Consider the following 23,856-nt stretch of genomic DNA (forward strand, 5'->3'; position numbering starts at 1 on the left):
AATGATTGATACACATACTCATTTATATGCAGGAGAATTTGATGAAGACAGAAAAGAAACCATTCAGAGGGCTTTGGACAAAGGAATTACAAAGTTTTATCTTCCTGCCATCGATTCTGAATCCCATGAAAAAATGCTCCGGCTGGAAGCAGAATATCCCGGGCAGATTATTTCCATGATGGGGCTTCATCCATGCTATGTAAAGCCTGAATACTGGGAAAAAGAACTTGAAATTGTTAGAAATTATCTGGATCAAAGACATTTTCCGGCGATCGGAGAAATAGGAATTGATCTTTACTGGGATAAAGCAACATTGGATATTCAGATAAAAGCCTTTGAGCAGCAAATTGACTGGGCTATAGAAATGGATCTTCCGATCGTCATTCACACCAGAGAAAGCTTTGATGAAACATTTGAAGTTCTGGAAAGAAAAAAGCACCCGAAACTTCGTGGAATTTTTCACTGTTTTTCAGGAAACCTCGAGCAGGCAAAACACGCCATTGATCTTAATTTTATACTGGGAATCGGTGGAGTAGTGACCTTCAAAAATGGAAAGATCGATCAGTTTTTAAATGAAATTCCTTTAGAGAAAATTGTTCTGGAAACAGACTCTCCTTATCTGGCTCCGGTTCCGCACAGAGGAAAGAGAAATGAGAGCTCTTATCTGGATCTGGTAGCAGGAAAGCTGGTAGATATCTATGGAGTTGACTTTTCAGAAATAGACAGAATAACGACAGAAAATGCGTTGAAAATTTTTCAATAATACATCTGGATATAAAATAAAAAATCTTCTCAGGATATGAGAAGATTTTTTTGTTATTTAAATGAATTCCGAAAGATTCTGAAGTTTAAAATGGCCAGTCAGTAATTATATGACTAATAGTAACTTCCATCCTCATTCTTCCGGCTTCCATCCCTGAATTATTTCTTTCTGGTAAAATTCTTATTCTTAGGCTTTTTAAAACCAACTGAAGGAGTACTTCCCGTAGTAGGTTTCTTTTTAGCCTGTGGTCTTCCTGATCTTTGATTCGGAGCTTTTTCAGCACCCGCAGAGACAGGCTTATTATTGGAGTCTCTCTTCTGAATCACTAAGTCATCCGTATGGAAAGGGTGGTCTTTCACAATCGGAATTTTCTTGCCAATCAGTTTTTCAGTATTTCTCAGATTAAGAAGGTCAAGGCCGTCTACAAAAGAGATAGAACTCCCTTCTGCGCCAGCTCTACCGGTCCTTCCGATTCGGTGTACATAGGTTTCGGAAACATCTGAAAGCTCAAAGTTGATGACGAACTTTAATTCGTCAATATCAATCCCTCTTGCCGCGATGTCTGTGGCTACCAGAACCCTTGTTTTTCCGGACTTAAAGTTGGTTAAGGCATTTTGTCTTGCATTTTGGGATTTATTCCCGTGAATGGCCTCTGCCGAGATCTTGTCTTTCTGTAACTTTCTTGCAATCTTATCAGCCCCATGTTTCGTTCTTGAAAAAACCAATACAGAGTCTGAAATATCATTTTCTAAAATGTGAGTAAGAAGATTCAGTTTATTTTCTTTTTCTACAAAATAAACAGACTGTTTGATGGTTTCTGCAGTAGAAGAAACCGGAGTTACTTCCACTTTTACAGGATTGTTCAGGATAGAATCTGCCAGCTTTTGTATTTCAGAAGGCATGGTTGCAGAGAAAAATAAAGTCTGTCTTTTCTGTGGAAGAAGTTTGATGATTCTTTTTACATCATGTACAAAACCCATGTCCAGCATTCTGTCAGCTTCGTCTAAAACAAAGATTTCAAGATTTTTTAAGCTGATAATTCCCTGAGCAATAAAGTCAAGAAGTCTTCCTGGTGTAGCAACCAGAATATCAACTCCTTTTTTCAGAGCAGCTTCCTGATTCCCCTGTTTTACTCCTCCGAAAATAACAAGCTCCTTCAAAGGAAGGTATTTCCCGTAAGCATGGATATTTTCTTCGATTTGTATTGCCAATTCTCTTGTAGGCGTTAAAATCAGGGCTTTTATATGGTGGGTTGAAGTTTTGTTTTTGGATAAATTCTGCAGGATAGGAATGGCAAAAGCAGCCGTTTTTCCAGTTCCTGTCTGGGCACATCCTAAAAAGTCTCTGCCTTTTAAAATTTCAGGAATAGACTTTTCCTGAATGGGAGTGGGATTGGTATATCCCTGTTCCTGAATTGCTTTTGCAATAGGTTCTATTAAATTAAGGTCTGTAAAATTCAAATGAATTATTTTAAAATTTAAATAAAAATTCCTTCAGTCTGAAAGAATTACATCCTGCAAAGGTAGTCTAAAAAAAATTAAGAATCTGATCTTACTGCCTATGATGTTGCAGGAGCATATACAAAAAACAAGACCAGCTTTAAAAGTATTTGTTTTTTTGATAAAATGAGTGGGAATACTGTTGTATAGTAAATCTGTAACTATTAATGGGAATTACGTAATATTTTATACTAGTAAAGAGATTATTTTTGAGAAAACTTTTAATACAAAAATAACCATGAAAAAAACAATCATTGTGCTTGCAGCTATTGCAGGTATCCAAACTAGTGCACAATCCTGGAATCTTACAGGAAACGCAGGAACTACTCCCAACAATAATTTTATCGGAACAACGGATAACCAGTCGTTGGTTTTTACGACCAATAATGCCGAAAAAATGAGAATCACTCCGGAAGGAAGATTTATTTTTTACAATATAGGAACTCCGGGGATGGTATGGGATAAAAACTTATTCTTTGGAGGGGGAACAGATAATACCACCACTACTAATAACGTAGCTTTCGGAATGGGAACTCTTACCCAGGTTACAGGTGGAGGAGGAAATACCGCTTTTGGAAATAATGCCCTGTCATCTTTCAGCAATGGGTTGTGCAATGTAGCCGTAGGGTTTAACTCTATGAGACACACAGATTCCGGAAATTATAATACCGCTTTGGGAATGAATGCATTGGAGTACTTTAAACAAGGATTAGGGAATATTGGAGTAGGAAACAGCGCAATAGGATCAGGAAGCCTTATAGGAGATTTCAACGTAGCTGTAGGAACAAGCGCATTAAGGTATATCAACAGCGGAAATTATAATACAATCATTGGAGGAGAATCCTTCAGAAGTCTCGCAAAAGGATCATATAACATCAATATAGGCCATGCTAATGCACGATTGATTACTTCAGGAAGCAATAATATTATTATAGGGAATTTTATTACGACATACAATGCAACCTCTCCTGAAAACGAATTAAATATCGGAAACTGGATTGTAGGAAATAATGGAACGATCGGTATCGGGCAGTTTAGTACTCAATTACCAGCAGATGGTATTTCAACAGACGGGGCAAAGTATAAACTTTTTGTAAAAGACGGGATTAGAACAGAAAGGGTAAAAGTAGATATTTCAGCCAGTAACGGCTGGGCAGATTATGTTTTCGCCAAAGATTACAAACTAATGCCACTGAAAGAGCTGGATCATTTTATCAGCATAAATGGGCATCTTCCGGAAGTTCCTACTACTGAAGAAGCTATTAAAAACGGAATTGAACTGAAAGAGATGAACATCCTGCTTCTTAAGAAAGTAGAAGAGCTTACCCTTTACACTCTGGAACAGGAAAAGCGTATTCAGGCTCTGGAAAAGAAAATTAAATAAAGGTTATATAGTATGAAAAAGATTTATATAACATTATTAATGACCATTCCTCTGATGCTTTTTTCACAAGGGGAAAATGACAACTGGTATTTCGGAGGGTTTGCAGGAATTAATTTCTCTGGAAGTACTCCCATAGCTCTTCATGACAGCCAGATGTTTGTAGCCGGGGCAGCCACAGCTTCTGTAAGTGACAGCAGCGGAAAACTGCTTTTTTATACGGATGGAGACAACGTCTGGAACCGTGAGCATCAGCTGATGGACAATGGAGATAATCTGAATCAATACTCTTCATGGCAGATTTGTATTGTAAAGCATCCTGCTAATCCTAATCTGTATTATATTTTTGGAAGCGGAACACCAGTTTCCGGAATAGGAAATGTAATCCGTTATTCTGTAGTTGATATTTCCCAGGGAAGTATTGGGCAAAATGGTTTGCCTTTGGGAAGTGTTTTACCTAATTTTAAAACAGTCCCGATTCTAAATGATTCCGGAGAGTTTACATCTTCTAAAGGTGCCACCATTGTACCTCATGCCAATGGAAATGCCTTCTGGGTGTTATTTACAGAAGACAGAACCCTGTACAGCTATCTTCTGGATAGTACAGGACTCGTTAATAACAGTCCGGTTATAAGCAATCTGAATATCGGAAATATTAACCCGTCTTTCTTTACCCATCATTCCTACCTTAAAGCATCACCCAGATTAAGTAACTGCAGCGCGTTTTCAAATTATCTGAGCTTTACATCCGTAGGTAACAATTCTTATAATGAAAGCAGGGTATATTCCTTTGATGACAGTACAGGAAAGATTACCAACGATTATGAGCTTGTAATAGCCACCTTAAACCCTTTTTTAACAGAGTTTAATAGTACCTCATCTATTTTATATATGGGCGGATATGAACCTGGAGTCGGGGCGCTTTATGCCATCAATCTGGAGGCTTCTACAAATAATAATATCGTATATAGCAGTGTATATCCCATTAATCATACTTCTATTCCTTACACGGCGGTAGAGGGAATGCAGAGAAATAAAGACGGAGATATCTACATTCAGTACGGGTATAACTATTCAGCATCAAAAATACTTAATCCGGATGTATATGGCGGAGCAACGCTGGATTTATACAACATTTATCTGCATCCCGGCGTTGGAAGATCATTTCCCCAACTTGTTCCCTCATTGTCTGCGAGTACCGGAGCCCATTGTATTCCGGATAAAATTCTGCAGAATCCTGAACAGAATATGAATCACACGTATCAGGTGGCCAATACCATTACGGCAAAAGATAATTATAAAATTGATGCCGGAAAGAACATCACGATGAAGGCGGGGAATAATATAACCCTTCTTCCCGGAGTTGATATTCAGTCAGGAGCCCGTTATCTGGGAACGATTGAAGGATGTGAAACTCCGTGTGGAGCAGCTGAAAGGAAAAATAAGTCCGAAAAGAAAAGCATGTTTCTGGATTTAAGGAAAAAGAACTCTTCAAAAACAGGAATAGAGGTGAAAGATACTTCAGTTACTATTTACCCTAACCCTGCATCCGATATTTTAAATATTAAGACCCAGGCTAAAATTAATGAAGTTGAGGTTTATGATAAATCCGGGAAAAAGATCAATGTCCCTGTAAATAACGATAAGGTTAATGTGAAAAACCTTCCTGCAGGTTCCTATCTTATCAGAATTATAACTGAAAAGGACACCGTTTCCAAACAGTTTATTAAAAAATAATACCTGAAGTAAATAAATGAATAATGGCTGTCCATTTCCGGGCAGCCATTGATATATAATTACTATTAAAATATTTTTAAACGAAGCTATTTTATCTTAGTCCATTGTTGATTCTTTCTAAGATCCTCAAAAAAACGGTAAACTTCCGAAAGCTTTTCACTCCCTCGTTTTCCGTAATCTTCAACATTTTTTGATGTTCCGTCTGTAAAATTTATCCTTAGATAAGACGTCGGGAGATCAGTAATATTTCTTTCCCCGTATTTGTCATTTAAATTTTTTACATTCAGATCATTCAGTAGACCGACTAATTTATTATAATCCTCTTGTCTGATGGTTCCCTTAAAAGTTCCTTCTCTGGGTTTTGAGAATTCATCCTTTGAAGGTTTATTACTGAAATTAAAATGTTCTGCTTCAAAAATTGCTGTCCTGTCCGAATTGACCGTTATTTTGAAAACAGGGCAGAATCCGAAACAGGGAGTTGCTTCATATTCAATTTTGGAATACTGAGGGTTGCTTTTTTGAGTGTTGCATGAAAACAGGAATATAAATGCACATAATGCCAGTATGTATCTCATCGTTTTATTTTATGAAACTTACTCAATAACTGTTCCAAAAAAATGGCATTTGTCTTTCATATAAAATAAAAATAACCCCGGAATGGTTTCCGGGGTTGTTATTTTATGCAGCTTCAGCCAAAGCTGATGAGTTTTAATGTAAATGTTCTATCCGTGCAGTTTTTTCCAGATTGCATCCTTCAGTTCTACAAGGCCTTCACCTGTAACCCCTGAAAAGAATAGCGGTTGTCTGTTCTCTGGGAATTCTGCGGAAATTTCTTTTTTCAGCTCATCATCCAGAAGATCAGATTTTGAAATAGAAACAATGAAATCCTTATCCAGAAGTTCAGGATTATATTCCTTCAGCTCATTTTCCAGAATTTTAAACTCCTGGAAGTGATCCTCAGAATCAGCAGGAATTAAGAATAGCAGGATCGAGTTTCTTTCAATATGTCTTAAGAATCTGTGTCCCAGTCCTTTTCCTTCTGCGGCACCTTCAATAATCCCCGGAATATCAGCCATTACAAATGATTTGTAATTTCTGTAGTCTACAATCCCAAGATTAGGAGTAAGCGTGGTAAACGCATAATTGGCAATCTTAGGCTTTGCTGCGGAAACTGAAGCTAAAAGTGTAGATTTTCCTGCATTGGGGAAACCTACAAGACCTACATCAGCAAGAATTTTAAGCTCAAAGACAATATAGCCTTCTTCTCCGGGAAGTCCGGGTTGTGCATATCTTGGCGTTTGATTGGTAGAAGACTTGAAATGTTCGTTTCCTAAACCTCCTTTTCCACCACGCATCAGGATGATTTCCTGCTTGTCGTCCAGAATTTCACCAATGATTTCTCCATCTTCATTTTTGGCAATTGTACCAATGGGAACATCAATATAAATATCATCTCCGTCTGCTCCCGTAAGCTGGCTTTTTCCTCCGTTTACACCTCGGTCGGCTTTTACGTGACGGGTATAACGAAGAGGAAGAAGAGTCCATTCATTGGCATTTCCCCTCATGATGATGTGTCCTCCACGGCCACCGTCTCCTCCATCAGGGCCTCCTTTAGGAATATATTTTTCACGGCGGAGATGGGCAGAACCCGCGCCCCCGTGTCCACTCTTACAATGGATTTTTACGTAATCTACAAAATTTGACATTTCTTATAATTAGGAGTTATGAGTTATGAATTATGAGCTATGAATTGTAAAAACTTAAACTCATTACTCATAACTTTTAACTATTTTATTTTTTCTACTTCAGCGAAAAGCTTTTGGGAAATCTCATCAATTTCACCTACACCGTTTACCTCAACATATTTTCCCTGCTGCTTGTATAGTTCGGCTACTTCTGCTGTTTTAGCATAATATTCTTTGATTCTGTTTTCGATGATCTCCATGTTGCTGTCATCAGATCTTTTACTGGTTTCTCCTCTTTTCAGAATTCTTTCCACCAGGATCTTATCTTCTACCACCAATGAAAGACAGATGTCGATCTTATCATTCAGTTCTTCTTTAACAATTCTTTCCAGAGCCTCTGTCTGTGCAGTAGTTCTCGGATAACCGTCAAAAATAAATCCGTTGGTATCAGTCGGCTTTCTGATCTCGTCAACCAGCATATCTGTTGTCACCTGATCCGGAACCAATTCTCCCTTGTCAATGTAAGACTTTGCCAGTTTCCCAAGTTCAGTATCATTTTTCATGTTATACCTGAAAAGGTCGCCGGTTGAAATCTGTTTTAAATTGAATTTTTCGATCAGATTTTGGGCTTGTGTTCCTTTTCCACTTCCTGGAGGGCCGAACAGAACTATGTTTATCATAATTTTGATGCGCTTTTGGCCTTAGTAATATACCTTTCGGCCTTTAGCTTTTTTAGTTAATATTTTACTTTTATTTCGATTAAGTTTTAAAGCTAAAGGCTAATAGCCGATAGCTAGTAGCAGTGATTAATGGTTGATCTGTCCCTCTTCCAGCTGATACAGATTAGAAAGGTTTCTTCCCAGTTCATCATAATCAAGTCCGTAGCCCAGAACAAATTTATTAGGAATCTCTTTTCCAATATAATCCAGTTTGAAATCTTTCTTGTACACCTCAGGCTTTAATAAAAAAGAAGCCAGTTTTACAGATTTCGGACGTTGTGTTTCTGTGAAATATTTAAAAAGACTTTCCACTGTATTCCCGGTATCTACAATGTCTTCCACAAGAATGATGTGACGGTCTCTTACGTCTTTGGTAAGCTCCATTTTCTGGTAAACGATTCCCGTAGATTCAGTTCCCACATAAGAACTCATTTGGATGAACGCAATTTCGCATTCGCCCGGATAATATTTTAAAAGGTCTGAGAAGAACATGATCACTCCGTTCAAAACACCGATGAAAACAGGAACCTCGTCCTTGTAGTCTTCATAAATCTTTAAAGCTGTTTCTTTTACAATTTCCTGAATTTCGGCGTCCTTCAGATAAGGAACGAAAGTTTTGTCGTGAACTTTAATGCTTTCCATAAAAAATTTTAGTAGGTGGCAAAGTTACGGATTTTTGGCAGAATGCAGAAATCTATACTGCTTCCATTTTCATAAAGCTGTTTCTGAATGAGTTTGGCCCAAAAGAAATACAGAACAGACATCAAAAAAACTGAGATTAAATGATTTGTAGTATATTTGTACTTTCAAAACCCAAAATACGGACATGTAGGATTCAATTTCTTTCAGACTTTTATTAACGGTAGCAGAACAGCTGCCCATCTTTAACCATTCCATAAGAAAGAAATTATGATTTTGCTTCACTACATATCCTACGGGTTCCCGGGAGGGGATCTCCTTTTTAATCATATCAGTTTAACCATACAACCCCATACAAAATCGGCTTTAACCGGAAGTAACGGCATGGGAAAATCAACCCTGCTTAAAATTATGGCAGGAGAAATTCAGCCATTGGAAGGCAGCATAACGATCAAGGATGATCTGTATTATGTCCCGCAGATGTTCGGGAATTTTAATAATAAAACCGTGGCAGAGTGCCTTAAAATTGACAAAAAACTGGACGCTCTTCAGAAAATTACAGAAGGCGAAATAGATGAAGAATATTTTGAAACCTTAAATGATGACTGGGACATTGAAGAACGCAGCCAAAATGCTTTGTACTATTGGGGACTTGAAAACCTGAAACTGAACCAGAAGCTTGAAAACCTGAGCGGAGGTGAGAAAACAAAAGTTTTCCTTGCGGGAATCCAGATTAACCAGCCCGAGATTATTTTAATGGATGAACCTACCAACCATATGGATCTGAAAGGCAGAAAACTCCTGTATGATCTTATCGAAAAAACAGATGCAGCTGTTGTGATGGTAAGTCATGACCGTGCTTTGCTTAATCTTGCCGATACAATATTTGAACTCAGCAGCCAGGGAATTGATACTTATGGCGGCAATTATGATTTCTATGCAGAACAAAAAGCTATAGAGCAGGAAGCCCTTCAGAATGATATACATGCAAAAGAACGCGCCCTGAAAAAGGCAAAAGAAAAAGAACGTGAAACATTGGAACGTAAGCAAAAGCTGGATGCAAGGGGAAAACAGAAACAGGAAAAATCAGGAGTAGCCAGAATTATGATGAATACCTTGCGGAATAATGCCGAAAAAAATACATCTAAGCTGAAAAACATCCATGCAGAAAAGATCAGCGGTATTTCCGGAGACCTCAGAAACCTCCGTACCTCTGTAAAGAATGCGGATCAGATGAAGGTTATTTTCAATGATTCAAACCTGCATTCCGGTAAAATTCTGATTACAGCAGAGGAGATTAATTATCAGTATACTTCTGAAAATCTATGGAAAGAGAGTCTCAATCTTGAAATCCTCAGTGGAGACCGGATTTCAGTAAAAGGCTCGAACGGATCAGGAAAAACGACTTTAATAAAGCTTCTGATGGAAAATCTACAGCCCACGACAGGGAAAATAATAAGGTCAGATTTTACTACTCTTTATATCGATCAGGAATATTCAATGATCAATAAAGAGATTTCCGTCGAAGACTTTGTCCAGCAGTTCAATGAGGGGGCTCTCCCGGAATCTGAGGTAAAAACAATATTGTCAAGATTCCTGTTCAGAAAAGAAACCTGGGATAAGAAATGTGGCGCATTAAGTGGTGGAGAGCGCCTGAGACTCCTCCTTTGCGGGCTTTCAGTCAGTAATACAACTCCTGACATGATTATTCTGGATGAACCAACCAATAATCTGGATCTGCAGAACGTTGAAATTTTAACGGAATCTGTTAAAGACTATCACGGAACTCTTATTGTGATTTCTCATGATGAAATCTTTCTGGAGGAAATAGGAATAGAAAAGGAAATCACTTTATAATTTTTATAGTCGGAAAACACAACGGCAAAAGTTTTTTTGATTATTTTGCTGTTTTTAGGCGCAAGAAAATCCGATATTTTCAGCAAATAATTTTTATTTACTAAAAAGATTTCCCACAGAATACCCAGAAAAAGATCTGCGTTATCTGCCCGATATGAGAATGTGAAAAATTCTCTCGCAAATCAGCAGATGTTTGCATTATAATTAAAACGTTATAGGTTTCCAAAACCTATAACGTTTATAGTTATATCCCCACAAAAAGTATTTATTTTGTGGTCTTTTTGATAGCATCCAGATAGATTTTCTTAATGCTGTTCTTTTCTTCCTTCTCAGAGATACTTTCAAGGGTTGGAAGAAGATCTGAATTATATTTTGTTTTTAGCTTAAGGATTTCTCCCAGAGCAAATGCGGCACTCCATCGTACCACAGTTCCTTCGTGATCAGTATTGGCAAGCAGTCCGCTGATTGGCTTCTCCAGATGGTCCTGAAAAAGATGAGCAATATTCCCGATTACTTTAGCGCTTTCCCATTTTATCCGGGGTGCTTTTTCTGGCAGGGTAGAGGTTACAAACGTCAGGACTGTTTCATCTGCAATGTCGGGTTTCTGTTTGGTGGCATATTCCAGTGCTTCAACGCAGGTGCCTTTTAGCGGATCTTTAGCTTTTTCGGCAAAGGCGATCAGTTCATCGGTTGGAAGTGATCCGTCCAGTATCCATTTACTGATGATATCTGTTTTTTCTTTGGCTTTTATGGCCTTGTCTTTAAAAAGTTCTTCGATTGTCATTGTATTTTTCAGTTTTGTTTTTTCCAGCGTTCTAATTTAGGAATTCCTTTTGAAAACAGGCCTGCTAGGAATCTGGGGAATCCCATTTCTTTCATTTTCAGTTTTACGAAATGCTGCATTTCCTGAGCGGTAATATCGGGTTGTTTAAACTGTCCGTTTTCATAGCAGTAGCCGCAGTATATTTTGCTGATGCTTCCATCTTTATCCGTTCCTCCTCCGTTAGGCGATTTTTTCAGAGGAATCCCGCAGCTCTGACAGTTTTTGTAGGTTTGATTCATGTTTTCTCGTATTTTCCGGCAAAGGTAAAAGGGGAGAATGACAACCCTATGTCAGTCTGTTTTAAAAAAATTACGTCAAAGAATTAATATACTCCTGAAGAGTAAAATGATCTTCTTTTCTGAAAGGCTGACCTATATTTTTCAGATCCCGGATCTGTAGTACTTTAAAATCCCGGTATTCCTTACGGATCCAGCACCAGCCGATAAGATGCCATTGATTGGTATAAAAACTCATACCAATCGGTTCTATTTCCCTTTCACTGGCTTCATTTTGATTGTTGACGTAGCTTATTTTCAGGATCTGCTTATCGACAATCGCATTTTGAATGATGGTCAGATGATCCCGGTTGCGGTCTGTTTCCGGAGAAACATAAATACCGATTTTTTCCTGGAGAAGATCCGCCTTTTCTTTTTCCCTGTGCTGCAGTACCGATTTTATCTTGTCAATAGCATTTGAAACATTTTTATGAATGGTTTTGTCTGTGTAGCGTTCTGAAAGCTTGGCGATCATAATCAGGGCATTGGCTTCATCACTGGTTAACAGAACAGGGGGAAGAAAAAATCCCTGTAGAACGGTGTAGCCTTTCTGCGGTTCATAGTCAATGGGAACTCCGATTTCTCCAAGTGCTTTAATATCTCTGTATACCGTTCTGACACTGATCTCATATTTATCAGCAATATAATCCGCAGTCACAAACTTTTTAGACTGAAGGGTAGTCAGTACAGAGATAAGCCTGTCGATTCTGTTCATGGTCTTTGTAGATATTTTATCAGGAAGACAAATGTATATAAAATGTTCAGGAAAATCTTACAGACTTTTTTTAATATTGTATCTGAAACCGTTCCCTGATGCTCAACATTGAAATATGTAACAGGATTAGAAATCCAAAAACAAATAAAAGACCTTTCTGAGGAAGCTTTACCAAATTTTCAGTAAATAGAACATACTGTTGGGGAGAAGTAAAATCATTGATATAGTTCCAGATATTTTTCTGAGAATTACCTTCAAATGTGTAGAAGGTACCGCAAAGGATATAATCTTCTTTTTCCTCGCTTATTACAGGAGAAATATACTCATGCAGGGCAAAAATATGACCGGTTTTTCCTGCATCTACCGCATAGCTATCCATTCTGGCTTTATGCAGGTCATTAAGAACAGAAACAAAATCTCCATAAGTATTCCGGTCTGAAAGAACAAACTCAATCCCGGAGTTCTTTTTATTATCTGTTCCGAGCTTTTTAAGCTGTGAAACATGGAGTTCTGAGTTTTTTTCGGCTTCATTTGGATCGATGGACATCTGTTGATAATCCCAGTTTCTTAAAGGTTCAAAAGATGACTGGTCATAAGGACCGGTAGGAGCATTCTTTGAGGGCAGTCCAATATCAATCACACTGTAAACAGTCCTGTCAATATGCGGAGAAATGTAATACAAGAACAGTATTGGGATTACTACAGCACTTATCAGACCAGGGAAATAATATATTTTTCTCATTCCTGTCATTTTTGATAAAAATAATAAAAAAACTGTCAGCTGTATACATTGAGACTGTTTTTAACATTTTCAGATCGATCCCATAGAAACAAAAAAGTGATCCAATGGACCACTTTTGATTTTTTATATTTCTGAAAATTTACCAATCTCTTTTTCTCAGAATCCAGTAAGACCCGAAAATGAAAATACCAGACCATACGATGCAGGCGATAAGGCTTTCAACAGGATAGGTGAATTCATATTGAAGTCCCATCATTTTAGCTGTTTTCAGACGCATCATCGGATTAGGAATAAGGCTTGACATACTTTCCAATGGCAGAAGATGGGTAATGAAAAAATCATCTTTCATCACTTTCAGTCTTTCCGGTTCCTGAAGTCCTCTTACTTTCTGGAAGGTTTCAATCACGGTCAGAATTCCTTCAGCAATCCAGTAGACAAAGAAACCAAGAAATACAAACATTGATTTTCTAAGCAATACCGAAAGGAACATCAGGAAGCAGAAGAACGTAAACAGCTTTACAAAATAATTTCCGATAAAGAATATCTCTTCAAAAACTTTAGCCGATTCTGTGGTAGTAGAGTACTGATACCCCAAAAACAATGTAATGATGAATACCAACAGTGTAGAAATAGCTGTAAAAATAGTAATAGTCAACAGTTTTGAACCAATAAACTCTTTTCTGCTAAGCCCGTCGATGGTGTTTTGTTTAAACATCCGGTTGGTAAACTCCTGAGAAATTGAAAATACAATGATAAGCCCAAGGAAGATCTTCAGTAAGGCCACAATCCAGGTGGTAAAATTCCATATTTCGGGAAAGTTGTAAATGCCCTGTTCTTTCAGATTGATAGTGGCTCCGAAAACATCCAGATCCACAAGACCAATGAAAAGAAGCACCGTGAGAATAGCGAAATATAATGCTGTGAAAATCTTGAACGGTCTGTAGTTCAGATTTTTATAATATTCGAGTTTTAATAATTTAAGCATGGTAATTGGTGTTTTTTACAAGTTCAAGGAATTGAGATTCAAGAGACAACTTTTTCTTGGTTAAATGAGAAAGGAAAATTCCTTTTTCCACCAGTTTCTGGTTCAGGGCAGAAGCCGAAATAGAAGCGTCTTCACGGATCTGGGCCTTGATGATTTCACCTTCTGTTTTTACCGAAGTAAACCATTGAAGTTCCTCCAAAGCACTTAACAATTGGGTATTGTTGTCTGCTTTTAATTCAAAATAACCGTTGTTGGCCGTCATTTCATCCACTCTTCCGCAGTAGATTGAATTTCCTTCCTTCAATACAATCACATGACTGCAGATCTTTTCAATTTCATCAAGAAGGTGGCTGGCGATAATAATAGTGATTCCTTGTTTCGCAATATTGCTGATAATCTCCCGGATCTGGATAATTCCTTCCGGGTCAAGACCATTGGTGGGTTCGTCAAGGATCAAAACTTCCGGATTGTTCAGCATGGCAGAAGCAATGGAAAGGCGCTGCTTCATTCCCAGAGAATAAGTTCTGAAAGGATCCTTTTTTCTTTCCAGAAGACCTACGGTTTTCAGTACTTCATCAATTCTTGTATGAGGAGTTCCTTTGATCTCTGCAACAATCTTAAGGTTGGTTTCCGCATTCAGGTACGGGTAGAAATTAGGCTGTTCAATAATGGCTCCAATCTTTTTTAAGGTGTCGGGCTGGGTTCCTCTCTCTCCGAACCAGTACCAGTCGCCGCTGGTAGGATTAATGGTAGACAACAGCATTCCGAAGGTGGTGGATTTACCGCTTCCGTTAGGACCCAATAAGCCGTAAACATTTCCTCTTTCCACATCAAAAGAGATATTGTTTACGACAGTTCGTTTGAATTTTTTAGTCAAATTCTTTACTGACAAAACTTTTTCCATGATATTTGTTTTACATAGTAGTAGGTCTGTTAAAATTTCAGATTGTTACAAAATGGGAACTATTTTTCTGCTTTCTGATATTGTTAAGTGCTTTATAAAGATGTAATAAATATCAGATTATCATTATTTTATAGATGTGTAACTTATTTTATGAAAAGAATACCTATTCTGAAAATAATCATTACAAAATATTAAAAATATAACTTATGAAAATTCTCAAATGGCTGAAAAGACTTGGAATGGGTCTGCTTATTCTCATCATTCTTTTATTGATTTCAGGATTTATTTTTGAAAAAGTTTCCCGTTCAAACGCGGAAAAAATACAACCTGACGGCCAGCTGGCAAATGTGGACAATCATAAAATGCATTATTTTAAAAAGGGAACAGGAGGACCTTCTATTATTTTTGAAACGGCTTTTGATCCTGCGGGACATCTGCAATGGTATCATATTCAGCAGCAGCTTCCCGGAACTTATACAACATTTTCCTATGACCGTTCCGGTATTTTATGGAGTGAAAGAGGCACGAGCCCAAAAACAGGAGAGAAAATGGCCGAAGAACTTCATACTTTACTGGAAAAGGCAAACGTACCTAAACCTTATATTCTCGTAGGTCATTCCTTTGGCGGTATGCTTACCCGTTTTTTTGTTAAGAAATACCCACAGGATGTGGCCGGAGTGATTCTGGTAGACAGCCAGTATCCGGAGGATGATAAGTTTTTGTCACCAGAACTTTACGCCATGGTGAATCAGGGACTGCCTGCCGGATTCCTGAAATTTGCGAATACTTTCGGAGTGGCAAGGCTTATGTTTAAAAATATGTTTCCCAATAAAACGGAATATCAATATCAGAACTCTGTTATGCCTGCGCTGCTTTATAAAAGTGCTTATGCTGTGCTTGAAGAGCAGGAACAGATGAAATCTATCAAACAGGAAGCTGCCCGGATCAATACTTTTGGATCTGTTCCTCTCTATGTAATTACAGCGGGAGATAAAACGAGGTATAACAGTTTTATTAAAGATGAAAAATTAAAGACCGAAATGCTGGGTGCATGGGATAAAATGCAGAAAGATCTTCTGAAATTATCATCAGATAGCAGGCAGATTATTGCTTCTGGAAGCGGACATTATATCAATCAGGATCAGCCGAAAGTGATTGAAGATGCTATTAATGATATGCAGAATAAGCTTTCAGAAAAGCAAGAAAATCCAGAACAAAAGTAATGTGGTATTCATTTTCAGCATTCAATATTTAGCAAATTTTAGCAATTTTTTCAATAGATTTTTGAGATTAAAATACTAAATTTGATAGAATTAATCGGGAATTATGAAGTTAATTGAACTTGCCAGAGAGCTGAATGTATCGGCAGAAGCCATTAAACAGTTTATCCAGGATTTCGACCTTGAATTGGGAGTCTGCATCAGCACCAACTTTGAAGTAAAAGAAGATTTTGAAAAATTTGCACGGGAAAATATAGATTTTTTAAGGCTTTATGAGAAGGATCTGGATAAAAATAAAACCGTTGAGCAGATTGCTGAGGTCATCAATCAGCCTAAAGAAGATATTGAAAAAGCCATTAAAGAGACCAATCCCAATATTTTTGACAACGGTTTCTTCCGTTCATCAATTTCCAGTTATGGCATTGATAATAAATTAGGTGGAAATTATCAGTTTGTCTATGATTATTTCGGACATAAAACCAGTCTGAAACACAGAGATTTTATCGGTTACAGGGATCTTTTCTTTTATATTTCATCGGTTTTAGAACCATTTCTGAATCCTCAGCAGATCAAAGACTGGGGGATCAACAAGCCCGCAGGAATTGTCTTGTATGGACCTCCCGGAAGCGGTAAAATCTTTTGGGCAACCAAGATTGCGGAAATTATCGGGTATCGTTTTAAAGAAGTCAAAAAACATTATCTGGGAACTTCATTTATCGACGGAAATAAAACCAATTTCAATGATTTCCTGCTCACCATGATGAAAGAAGATAAAGTGTTGCTTTTCCTTGATGATTTTGATGAAATTATGATGCAGAGAAGGGCAGAAACAGACATTGCTTCCTGTAATCTTGAAACTCAGGAACTTATCCTTCATTACATCGGAAAGTTTGAAAAAGAAGAACTGTTGATGGTAGGTTCAGCCAACTCAATTGCAGAAATTGATGAAGAAATTCTGGCTCCCGGAAGATTTGATGTAATGATTCCTATTTTCCCGCCCAATGCCTCCGAACGTTCAGAAATTATCCTGTACGCCATGACAAAAGATCTGCAGGCAGATTCTCTCCTGTTTAAGATTCTTAAAAAGAATAAAGCCGATAAAATTCCGTTCTGGCATGACATTTCTTCAAAAATGAAAGTATTCAGCAACACCATGCTGATTGACTTTACCCAAAGCCTGAAAAAACGAATTAAAAACCTTTACCAGAGAACCAGAAATGAAAATCTTAAGATCGACCAGAACCTGCTGAATGCAGCTTTGAGAGACGCTGCCGGGAAACTGACCGAAGAATACCTGGAACAGATCGCAAGATTCCTTGCTGATGTGATCATTAATAATTTCGATGAATTTCGCTACAGAATCCAGGCTTTGAAAAAAGAACTCGAAACCTATCAGGTCGTAGAAGAGCCAAGAAGAGCCATCGGATTCCATCATAACGGAGAAGATGACGATTCACAGGGATAAGCAGATAAAAAATTACAGCTTTAGATAACAGATTACTAATTCTTTATTACTAATCACTCATTACCTATTACTCATGAACAGTATCTGGGAACTCGAAACTTTCTACAGAAGGAGAAATATCATCATTATCGGATCCGGATTTTCAGGATTGTGGACTGCTTTGGCCGTGAAAGAAAAATATCCTGAAAAATCAGTTCTGATTATTGAACGAAATACGATTCCGCTAGGTGCTTCAACAAGGAATGCCGGTTTTGCCTGCTTTGGGAGCTTAACAGAGGTTATTGCCGATTCACAGAAAATGGGGTGGGAAAAAACGCTGGAATTGGTCAGGATGAGGTTTGAAGGACTTCAGAAAATTCAGAAATATTTTAAAAGTAATGAGATCGATTTTGAACTGGATGGAGGGTACGAGATTTTAAATAATAATGAACCTCTGCAGCAGCTGGATCCGGTTAATGAAAAGCTGAAGCCAATAACCGGAATTGAAAAAACATATACCCTGAAACAGGACAGGATAAAGGAATTAGGTTTGGGGAAATCTGAATTTTTAATTGAAAACCCTTGTGAAGGAAGTCTGCATTCAGGAAAACTCCTGCAAAAACTTCAGGAAAAATGTCAGGATCTGAACATTGAATTTCTATTCGGAACAGAGGTGAAAAGGGTAGATGAAAAAGAAGATGCTGTAGAGGCTTGGCTTTCAGAAATTCTTTCTATAAAAGCAGACCAACTAATTTACTGTACCAATGCTTTCAGTTCAAAATTCATGGAAAATGAAGAGATCATTCCGGCTCGTGGACAAATCATTCTGACGGAACCCATTGAAAATTTAAGGTTAAAAGGAACATTCCATTACGATGAAGGTTTTTATTACTTCAGAAATCTGGGAAATAGAGTATTATTGGGAGGCGGCAGAAATCAGGATTTCAAAACAGAAGAAACGGCAGCTTTTGAAACTACAGAGTTTTTGCAGGACCATCTGGAAAATTTTTTGCAAGAAGTCATTTTACCGGATCAGAACTTTAAAATTGCGCTTCGCTGGTCAGGAATTATGGCGATGGGATCAGAAAAAAGTCCGGTCGTAAAACAGCTTTCAGAAAGACAGTTCTGTGGAGTAAGATTTTCCGGAATGGGAGTGGCGCTGGCTCCAAAAATCGGAGAGCTGCTGGCAGAAATGATTTAGTAAAACAATAGATTTTCCCACCAATCCATGATATCGGCTGTTATTTTTTCTGAATTGAATTCATATCTGTAAAGACCATATCCCACACAGAGTTCAGTTTCTATTATACCTTGTATTTTTGGGGAATCTGCTCCTTTCTCCAATTGATGAAGAAGCCTTTCCGCAAGATAAGCACAAAAGTTTTTATCCATGCCCGAGCTTATATTCATTGATATAATCAGCTTTTTTAATTGCTCAGAATGAGCCCGGTGCTCATTAATTAAAATATTCATGTAGTTTTTATCCATTCAGATGATATTGGGGATCAGATGCAAAACTTGAGAAGGAACAAAAGCATACAAAACTCAAGCTTACAAATATCCTCTCAAGCTTGTATTTCAAAAGTAAGGGAAGCACCTTTGTTTATCTTAAAAACGGTCGCTATTATTTATCTTTTGTATTCCTTTGCGATTAATAAAAAAAATCTCTCTAATTTTTGAAACCGATCTATATTTTGTCAGAGGTAAATATACATTTTTGAAAAGAAAAGAAGATGGGGATCTTGAAAAAGTCCTTCGTTTGAAACATTAAACGTTAAACCCTGAACTTTAAACAAGAAACCTTGAAACCTGAACTCCCAACTGACAAAAGAATTCCTTATTTTTGTATAAAATTAAAAATTCGTGATCAACAACGACCAGATAAAAGAAGTTCAGTCGAGAATAGAAGACTTACATAAATATCTTCAGATTGAAAAAAAGAAGATAGAAATTGCCAATGATGATGAAAAAACAGCTGCTCCGGAATTTTGGGATGCCCCGAAAGAAGCGGAGGCTTTTCTGAAACAGCTCCGTTCCAAAAAAAGATGGGTAGAGGATTATGAAGAGATCAGAACCCAGTTTGAAGATCTGCAGGTCCTTATGGAATTTGCAAAAGAAGATCCTGATTCTGAAAAAGAGTTAGATGATACTTTTCCTCAGCTGGTAGAAAAGATAGAGGATCTGGAATTCAAAAATATGCTTTCCAATGAAGGAGATGAACTTTCTGCAGTTCTTCAGATCACGGCTGGAGCCGGAGGTACTGAAAGCTGTGACTGGGCGTCCATGTTGATGAGAATGTACACAATGTGGGCGGAAAAACAAGGATACAAAATTCGTGAACTTAATTTCCAGGAAGGTGATGTGGCTGGAGTAAAGACCGTTACCCTGGAAATCGACGGGGAATATGCTTTCGGGTATCTGAAAGGAGAGAACGGGGTACACAGGTTGGTAAGAATTTCACCTTTTGACAGTAATGCAAAACGTCATACAAGTTTTGTATCGGTCTATGTTTATCCTCTGGTAGACGATACCATCGAGATCAATATTAATCCTGCGGATATTTCATTTGAAACAATGAGGTCATCAGGAGCCGGAGGCCAGAACGTAAACAAGGTAGAAACCGCTGTACGTCTTCGTCACGCACCAACCGGAATTATCATTGAAAACTCAGAATCCCGTTCACAGCTTCAGAACAAAGAAAAAGCAATGCAGCTCCTTCGTTCAAGACTTTATGAAATGGAGTTGGAAGAACGCATGAAAGCCAGAAACGAGATTGAAGCCAATAAAATGAAAATCGAGTGGGGAAGCCAGATCAGAAACTATGTAATGCATCCGTATAAACTGGTAAAAGATGTACGCTCAGGCCACGAAACATCAGATGTGGATTCTGTAATGAACGGAAATCTTACCCCATTCCTGAAAGCCTTCCTTATGGCCGATGGTACCGCAGTTTCTGATGATGATCTTGACTTGTAAAATATCATGTCTGTATTTTAGTTAAAATCTTATAATTAATTTTTGTTTCAGACTTTTTACGCTTACTTTTGTTGCTAATCGTTATTTATGGAAGATTTCAATAGCTGGAAAGATTTACTGAACCCCGAATTTTATATCAAAATGGGTGGGTTCTGGCTTATTTTATTCATTGTCTTTGCCGAGACCGGACTTTTTGTAGGATTTTTCCTCCCGGGAGACTCTCTGCTTTTTGTTTCAGGGATTTATGCCGTTGAAATCATCAAAGAGACTTTTAGCTCTACAGGGAGCGATTTTCTGGATACCACAATCCTGGCTACCGGTGTTGCCATCGCAGCGGTAATAGGAAATGAAGTAGGGTATTATTTCGGAAGAAAAACAGGTCCTGCTTTATACAAGAGACCGGATACGATGCTTTTTAAGAAAAAATACCTTTATCAGGCTCATGACTTCTTTGAAAAACACGGCGCACTGGCGATTATTATGGCAAGATTCCTGCCGGTAGTAAGAACGTTTACTCCTATTGTTGCAGGAATTGTGAAGATGGATAAAAAAGAATTCCTTAGAGATAATATTATCGGCGGGGTTCTATGGTCGTTCATTCTGATCTTTGCCGGGCATTACCTGGATAAATTATTCATGGAACAGTTTGGTATCAATTTGAAAGAAAAACTGGAGTACATTATCATTGTTATTGTGCTTGTAACAACACTTCCGGTAATCATTAAATTTGCTTTCGGAAAAAAAGAGGATTTCTCTAAGTACGAAAACAAAGACTTTGAATAATCATTCAACACCAATATAATACATAACCTGCCTTTGAGCAGGTTATTTTTTTATCCATTCCAGGATATTCGGATAGATGATGCTGTCTCTTTTTCTTTTGCTGAAAAGCCTCGGAACATGTCCTGTTTTTTTCATGAAGACAAGTTTGTGCGGAACATTCTCCCTGGTAAGTGCTGAATCCATGGCAATTCCCTGATGCTGATTCACCAGAAAATCATTATTTCCCTGAAAAAGAAGTGTGGGAACCTGGGTAATATTGGCGATAGGACTGGCTTCTTTGAAGGCTTCAGATATGTTTTTCCGGTCAAATTTCGTACCCACTACTTTCTGGAAAGTAGGAGAGGTATATTTGGAATAAAAAGAATTCAGGTATTCCGGGCTGTAAAAATCGGTCGGTCCACTCAGGGAAATGATCTTTTTGATCTGATCGGGATGTTTATAGCCGTAAAGAAGAGCTAAATGTCCTCCGGCACTTTCTCCGAGTAAAATGTAATTGTCTGGTTTTAGTTCGGCTTTTTCCGAAAGGGAATTGAATTTTTCGATGGCCAGCCCAATGTCTTCCAATTGCTGCTTATACGTGATTTTTTTTCGTTTGGAAACCAGCCTGTAATTCATATTGATGCTTGGAATCTGGTTTTTAAAAAGCATTTTCTGAACCTGGATCATGTGTTCTTTTTTTCCTATACTCCACGCGCCGCCATGTACAATAAGTACTACAGGGCTGTTTTCAGGATAATCAAGAGGAAGAAAAACATCCATCTTTTGTCTTTTATGCTCTCCGTATTTTAAATTATAGATCTTCTGCTGGCCGCCGGGACCTACCCAGACCCTGAATTTGGTATTACACGACTGAAGCAGGAAGCTGATGCATCCGACTACGAAAAAATGGTATCTCAGAATGAGCTTTTTCATAGATTAAAAGTACAAAATAAACGGGATAAAGAAGCGGGATAATGGGTTATTCAAGGATAATTTTATTACTGCATCGGTCCTCATCCCAGTAAATAATTTTGGTTATATACCCTTCTGGGCAATTGCATGGGCCGGAAGCCGGAACATAGGCTGATTTCTTTAAGAAGGGTCTGTTCTTTTTATCTAACCGGTAAGATTCATCTACAGGATATTCCGTAATTATTTTTTCGGATGTATCTTCATTTTTATAATAGGAATATTCTTCAGAAAGTATACCATTCTTATATACTTCAGTAAGTTCCGGACCATACAACGAATCCTGGTAGATAAATGTATATTCAATGAACTCATTACCATGCTGATGAAAACTATATTCTAACCGATCTTGTTGATTATAAAAGTAATAATAGACTTCATAATCCCGGTTATTTTCATTTTCTCTGCTATAAAGCTGAAGGTATTTCTGTGGGGAGTTGAGATTAATATCTTTGAATTTTTTCAGATCTTCAGTTCCTTTATATCTGATTTTAGGATTATATTGGCCGGAATAAATAAAATTAAATTTTCTGTCATCTCCGGAGTTTTGGACGTAGTAGATCCTGTTGATGCTATCAAATTGTATTTTCTCATTACAGCTGAAACGGATCTTCTCTTTATACTTTTCAAAGGATCTTTCGGACAATTCCTTTTTCAGATCTTCCAGCCGTCCGTATATTTTAATCCCTCCCTCACTACTAATCTCAGAAATCGTTTTGCCACTTTCTTTACAGACTGTTTTGAGAGATTTTAAGTCACATTTAAGGTAGTCACGTGCTTTCTGGGCAGGAAATAGCAATGGAGCAATACCCAACAGGAGAAACCGGATTTTTATATGGAGACTTTTCAATGACATTTTTATTTTTTAAGAAGATCAATTTCAATGATATTGTTATCTTTTTTGATCTGGTCAAGCTTGATTTTTTCTATTTCCCTTACTTTTTGCTGTCCGCTCACTGTATTGCCGTTTTCATCCTGATAATCAGGGATTTTTCCTATGAGGTTGGCAACAGGATTAATCCGGTAGTTTTTATATAGTTTTACAAATTGAAGATACGATATTTTTGATGTTTTATAATTGTTTAAAGAGGGATAAACCAGTTCTTCCTGACTGTCTTTGATTCCTTTAAGGGTATAATGATGACTTTTAGTATCATCTTCCAGCTCAAGGATCAGTCCCGGAAGTCCATAGAACTTATAGGGTCCGTCCTGAAAAGGGATATCTTTCGCGAACCATGCCGTCCAGCGCCTTCCACCGTATGGTACGGTTGCTTTTTGTACTTTATGATTCAGGATTGTTTTGAATTCAGATACCAGATTCCATGGAAGCTTTACTTCCTGGCTGACAATATATTTTTCGTAAGAAACTAATTTTACGTAATCAATCTGAGATGAATTAGGATATTTGATGACCTGTTCACTGATCATCAGTTTATCCGGAGGCATGGAGAATATCCCTTTTTTGGAATCGCTGAGCAGGGTAGAGTCAGACCTGTAGATTTCCTGTCCGAAAAACAGAGATCTTTTTTTATCAATATCCAATATCATTATTTCGGTGGCTATCTGTTTCTTTTCAGTAGAATCCGGAATAAATCGATACTCGTAAAAAAACTGCTTATTTTGACTATGAAAAAAATTACATAAAAAAATCACAAAAAATAAAAATAAAGATCTCATATCTGGTTTTAGATTTATAATTTTCGGTGTATTACGAATATACAAATATCACTTCAGATTGTTATCAAAAAGAATAGGTGGAGC

24 protein-coding genes are annotated in these 23,856 nt (G+C 37.6%); 9 read left to right on the forward strand and 15 right to left on the reverse strand.

Annotated elements, in window-relative coordinates:
• Position 1: 1 nt before the first annotated feature.
• Positions 2–763, forward strand: coding sequence for a TatD family hydrolase (locus FW768_RS22165; protein ID WP_153399317.1), 762 nt, complete (start codon positions 2–4; stop codon positions 761–763).
• A gap of 158 nt (positions 764–921) precedes the next feature.
• Here FW768_RS22165 and FW768_RS22170 read toward each other — a convergent pair whose 3' ends face one another.
• Positions 922–2,223, reverse strand: coding sequence for a DEAD/DEAH box helicase (locus FW768_RS22170; RefSeq protein ID WP_153399319.1), 1,302 nt, complete (start codon positions 2,221–2,223; stop codon positions 922–924).
• A 277-nt stretch (positions 2,224–2,500) separates the two neighbouring features.
• Here FW768_RS22170 and FW768_RS22175 point away from each other — a divergent pair, with 277 nt between their 5' ends.
• Together FW768_RS22175 and FW768_RS22180 are read left to right on the forward strand one after the other, a co-directional pair.
• Positions 2,501–3,646, forward strand: coding sequence for an autotransporter outer membrane beta-barrel domain-containing protein (locus FW768_RS22175; protein WP_153399321.1), 1,146 nt, complete (start codon positions 2,501–2,503; stop codon positions 3,644–3,646).
• Between the two features lie 12 nt (positions 3,647–3,658).
• Complete coding sequence (locus FW768_RS22180) at positions 3,659–5,380, forward strand: T9SS type A sorting domain-containing protein (RefSeq protein WP_153399323.1); 1,722 nt, start codon at positions 3,659–3,661, stop codon at positions 5,378–5,380.
• An 86-nt stretch (positions 5,381–5,466) separates the two neighbouring features.
• Here FW768_RS22180 and FW768_RS22185 read toward each other — a convergent pair whose 3' ends face one another.
• The 4 genes from FW768_RS22185 to FW768_RS22200 form a co-directional block, all read right to left on the reverse strand.
• Positions 5,467–5,955, reverse strand: a complete 489-nt coding sequence (locus tag FW768_RS22185; RefSeq protein ID WP_153399325.1) for a DUF6438 domain-containing protein — start codon at positions 5,953–5,955, stop codon at positions 5,467–5,469.
• 147 nt (positions 5,956–6,102) lie between these two features.
• Positions 6,103–7,086, reverse strand: coding sequence for a GTPase ObgE (gene obgE / locus FW768_RS22190; RefSeq protein ID WP_153399327.1), 984 nt, complete (start codon positions 7,084–7,086; stop codon positions 6,103–6,105).
• A gap of 80 nt (positions 7,087–7,166) precedes the next feature.
• A complete protein-coding gene (locus FW768_RS22195) occupies positions 7,167–7,745 on the reverse strand; it encodes an adenylate kinase (RefSeq protein ID WP_153399329.1) in 579 nt (192 codons plus the stop codon).
• A gap of 126 nt (positions 7,746–7,871) precedes the next feature.
• Positions 7,872–8,426 (reverse strand): phosphoribosyltransferase, encoded by a 555-nt coding sequence (locus FW768_RS22200; protein ID WP_153399331.1) that lies wholly within the window; start codon positions 8,424–8,426, stop codon positions 7,872–7,874.
• A 267-nt stretch (positions 8,427–8,693) separates the two neighbouring features.
• Here FW768_RS22200 and FW768_RS22205 point away from each other — a divergent pair, with 267 nt between their 5' ends.
• Positions 8,694–10,280 carry an ABC-F family ATP-binding cassette domain-containing protein gene (locus FW768_RS22205; RefSeq protein WP_153399333.1) on the forward strand — a complete coding sequence of 529 codons (1,587 nt, stop codon included), beginning with the start codon at positions 8,694–8,696 and terminating at the stop codon, positions 10,278–10,280.
• Between the two features lie 265 nt (positions 10,281–10,545).
• Here FW768_RS22205 and FW768_RS22210 read toward each other — a convergent pair whose 3' ends face one another.
• From FW768_RS22210 to FW768_RS22235, 6 genes are all read right to left on the reverse strand, one after another.
• Entirely contained in the window at positions 10,546–11,064 is a 519-nt protein-coding gene (locus tag FW768_RS22210; RefSeq protein WP_153399335.1) for a hypothetical protein, read from the reverse strand.
• Positions 11,065–11,072: 8 nt separating this feature from the next.
• The gene (locus tag FW768_RS22215; protein ID WP_153399337.1) at positions 11,073–11,342 is read right to left on the reverse strand and encodes a zinc ribbon domain-containing protein; all 270 of its coding nucleotides are present in this window, start codon (positions 11,340–11,342) and stop codon (positions 11,073–11,075) included.
• Between the two features lie 70 nt (positions 11,343–11,412).
• Entirely contained in the window at positions 11,413–12,093 is a 681-nt protein-coding gene (locus FW768_RS22220; RefSeq protein WP_153399339.1) for a helix-turn-helix transcriptional regulator, read from the reverse strand.
• Positions 12,094–12,163: 70 nt separating this feature from the next.
• Positions 12,164–12,835, reverse strand: coding sequence for a hypothetical protein (locus FW768_RS22225; RefSeq protein WP_153399341.1), 672 nt, complete (start codon positions 12,833–12,835; stop codon positions 12,164–12,166).
• A gap of 139 nt (positions 12,836–12,974) precedes the next feature.
• The gene (locus FW768_RS22230; RefSeq protein ID WP_153399343.1) at positions 12,975–13,820 is read right to left on the reverse strand and encodes an ABC transporter permease; all 846 of its coding nucleotides are present in this window, start codon (positions 13,818–13,820) and stop codon (positions 12,975–12,977) included.
• Positions 13,813–14,724: an ABC transporter ATP-binding protein gene (locus FW768_RS22235; protein ID WP_153399345.1), complete on the reverse strand. Its 912-nt coding sequence runs from the start codon at positions 14,722–14,724 to the stop codon at positions 13,813–13,815. Before FW768_RS22235 ends, FW768_RS22230 begins: the two co-directional genes overlap by 8 nt.
• A gap of 206 nt (positions 14,725–14,930) precedes the next feature.
• Between FW768_RS22235 and FW768_RS22240 the strand changes: the two genes are divergently transcribed.
• The 3 genes from FW768_RS22240 (at position 14,931) to FW768_RS22250 (ending at position 18,589) form a co-directional block, all read left to right on the forward strand.
• Positions 14,931–15,947, forward strand: a complete 1,017-nt coding sequence (locus tag FW768_RS22240; RefSeq protein WP_153399347.1) for an alpha/beta fold hydrolase — start codon at positions 14,931–14,933, stop codon at positions 15,945–15,947.
• Between the two features lie 103 nt (positions 15,948–16,050).
• Positions 16,051–17,409 (forward strand): ATP-binding protein, encoded by a 1,359-nt coding sequence (locus FW768_RS22245; protein ID WP_153399349.1) that lies wholly within the window; start codon positions 16,051–16,053, stop codon positions 17,407–17,409.
• 73 nt (positions 17,410–17,482) lie between these two features.
• Complete coding sequence (locus FW768_RS22250; protein WP_153399351.1) at positions 17,483–18,589, forward strand: NAD(P)/FAD-dependent oxidoreductase; 1,107 nt, start codon at positions 17,483–17,485, stop codon at positions 18,587–18,589.
• On the opposite strand, the gene FW768_RS22255 is transcribed toward FW768_RS22250, so the two are convergent.
• Positions 18,586–18,861, reverse strand: a complete 276-nt coding sequence (locus FW768_RS22255; RefSeq protein ID WP_153399353.1) for a hypothetical protein — start codon at positions 18,859–18,861, stop codon at positions 18,586–18,588. The two genes, FW768_RS22250 and FW768_RS22255, sit on opposite strands and share 4 nt — an antisense overlap.
• 390 nt (positions 18,862–19,251) lie before the next feature.
• Between FW768_RS22255 and prfB the strand changes: the two genes are divergently transcribed.
• Positions 19,252–20,364: a peptide chain release factor 2 gene (prfB, locus tag FW768_RS22260; RefSeq protein WP_153399355.1), complete on the forward strand. Its 1,113-nt coding sequence runs from the start codon at positions 19,252–19,254 to the stop codon at positions 20,362–20,364.
• An 87-nt stretch (positions 20,365–20,451) separates the two neighbouring features.
• On the forward strand, positions 20,452–21,147 hold the full coding sequence (locus FW768_RS22265; protein WP_153399357.1) for a DedA family protein: 696 nt from the start codon (positions 20,452–20,454) through the stop codon (positions 21,145–21,147).
• A 42-nt stretch (positions 21,148–21,189) separates the two neighbouring features.
• Here the strand turns inward: FW768_RS22265 and FW768_RS22270 are convergent, their stop codons facing one another.
• From FW768_RS22270 to FW768_RS22280, 3 genes are read right to left on the reverse strand one after another with little or no spacing between them, the layout of a single operon-like run.
• Positions 21,190–22,059: an alpha/beta hydrolase gene (locus FW768_RS22270; RefSeq protein WP_153399358.1), complete on the reverse strand. Its 870-nt coding sequence runs from the start codon at positions 22,057–22,059 to the stop codon at positions 21,190–21,192.
• Positions 22,060–22,105: 46 nt separating this feature from the next.
• Entirely contained in the window at positions 22,106–22,951 is an 846-nt protein-coding gene (locus tag FW768_RS22275) for a hypothetical protein (RefSeq protein WP_153399360.1), read from the reverse strand.
• A 2-nt stretch (positions 22,952–22,953) separates the two neighbouring features.
• Positions 22,954–23,772: a GLPGLI family protein gene (locus FW768_RS22280; RefSeq protein ID WP_153399362.1), complete on the reverse strand. Its 819-nt coding sequence runs from the start codon at positions 23,770–23,772 to the stop codon at positions 22,954–22,956.
• Between the last annotated feature and the right edge of the window lie 84 nt (positions 23,773–23,856).

It is taken from the genome of Chryseobacterium vaccae, assembly GCF_009602705.1.
Taxonomy (GTDB): Bacteria; Bacteroidota; Bacteroidia; order Flavobacteriales; family Weeksellaceae; genus Chryseobacterium; species Chryseobacterium vaccae.

What these genes read in the sequence shown, in the direction of transcription:
- FW768_RS22280 (WP_153399362.1), bottom strand. Translation starts at nt 23,772, where the DNA reads ATGAGATCTTTATTTTTATTTTTTGTGATTTTTTTATGTAATTTTTTT.
- FW768_RS22270 (WP_153399358.1), bottom strand. Translation starts at nt 22,059, where the DNA reads ATGAAAAAGCTCATTCTGAGATACCATTTTTTCGTAGTCGGATGCATC.
- FW768_RS22200 (WP_153399331.1), bottom strand. Translation starts at nt 8,426, where the DNA reads ATGGAAAGCATTAAAGTTCACGACAAAACTTTCGTTCCTTATCTGAAG.
- FW768_RS22185 (WP_153399325.1), bottom strand. Translation starts at nt 5,955, where the DNA reads ATGAGATACATACTGGCATTATGTGCATTTATATTCCTGTTTTCATGC.
- obgE (WP_153399327.1), bottom strand. Translation starts at nt 7,086, where the DNA reads ATGTCAAATTTTGTAGATTACGTAAAAATCCATTGTAAGAGTGGACAC.
- FW768_RS22265 (WP_153399357.1), top strand. Translation starts at nt 20,452, where the DNA reads ATGGAAGATTTCAATAGCTGGAAAGATTTACTGAACCCCGAATTTTAT.
- FW768_RS22230 (WP_153399343.1), bottom strand. Translation starts at nt 13,820, where the DNA reads ATGCTTAAATTATTAAAACTCGAATATTATAAAAATCTGAACTACAGA.
- FW768_RS22195 (WP_153399329.1), bottom strand. Translation starts at nt 7,745, where the DNA reads ATGATAAACATAGTTCTGTTCGGCCCTCCAGGAAGTGGAAAAGGAACA.
- FW768_RS22255 (WP_153399353.1), bottom strand. Translation starts at nt 18,861, where the DNA reads ATGAATATTTTAATTAATGAGCACCGGGCTCATTCTGAGCAATTAAAA.
- FW768_RS22210 (WP_153399335.1), bottom strand. Translation starts at nt 11,064, where the DNA reads ATGACAATCGAAGAACTTTTTAAAGACAAGGCCATAAAAGCCAAAGAA.
- FW768_RS22180 (WP_153399323.1), top strand. Translation starts at nt 3,659, where the DNA reads ATGAAAAAGATTTATATAACATTATTAATGACCATTCCTCTGATGCTT.
- FW768_RS22250 (WP_153399351.1), top strand. Translation starts at nt 17,483, where the DNA reads ATGAACAGTATCTGGGAACTCGAAACTTTCTACAGAAGGAGAAATATC.
- FW768_RS22175 (WP_153399321.1), top strand. Translation starts at nt 2,501, where the DNA reads ATGAAAAAAACAATCATTGTGCTTGCAGCTATTGCAGGTATCCAAACT.
- FW768_RS22245 (WP_153399349.1), top strand. Translation starts at nt 16,051, where the DNA reads ATGAAGTTAATTGAACTTGCCAGAGAGCTGAATGTATCGGCAGAAGCC.
- FW768_RS22165 (WP_153399317.1), top strand. Translation starts at nt 2, where the DNA reads ATGATTGATACACATACTCATTTATATGCAGGAGAATTTGATGAAGAC.
- FW768_RS22215 (WP_153399337.1), bottom strand. Translation starts at nt 11,342, where the DNA reads ATGAATCAAACCTACAAAAACTGTCAGAGCTGCGGGATTCCTCTGAAA.
- FW768_RS22220 (WP_153399339.1), bottom strand. Translation starts at nt 12,093, where the DNA reads ATGAACAGAATCGACAGGCTTATCTCTGTACTGACTACCCTTCAGTCT.
- FW768_RS22240 (WP_153399347.1), top strand. Translation starts at nt 14,931, where the DNA reads ATGAAAATTCTCAAATGGCTGAAAAGACTTGGAATGGGTCTGCTTATT.
- FW768_RS22275 (WP_153399360.1), bottom strand. Translation starts at nt 22,951, where the DNA reads ATGTCATTGAAAAGTCTCCATATAAAAATCCGGTTTCTCCTGTTGGGT.
- FW768_RS22225 (WP_153399341.1), bottom strand. Translation starts at nt 12,835, where the DNA reads ATGAGAAAAATATATTATTTCCCTGGTCTGATAAGTGCTGTAGTAATC.
- FW768_RS22235 (WP_153399345.1), bottom strand. Translation starts at nt 14,724, where the DNA reads ATGGAAAAAGTTTTGTCAGTAAAGAATTTGACTAAAAAATTCAAACGA.
- FW768_RS22205 (WP_153399333.1), top strand. Translation starts at nt 8,694, where the DNA reads ATGATTTTGCTTCACTACATATCCTACGGGTTCCCGGGAGGGGATCTC.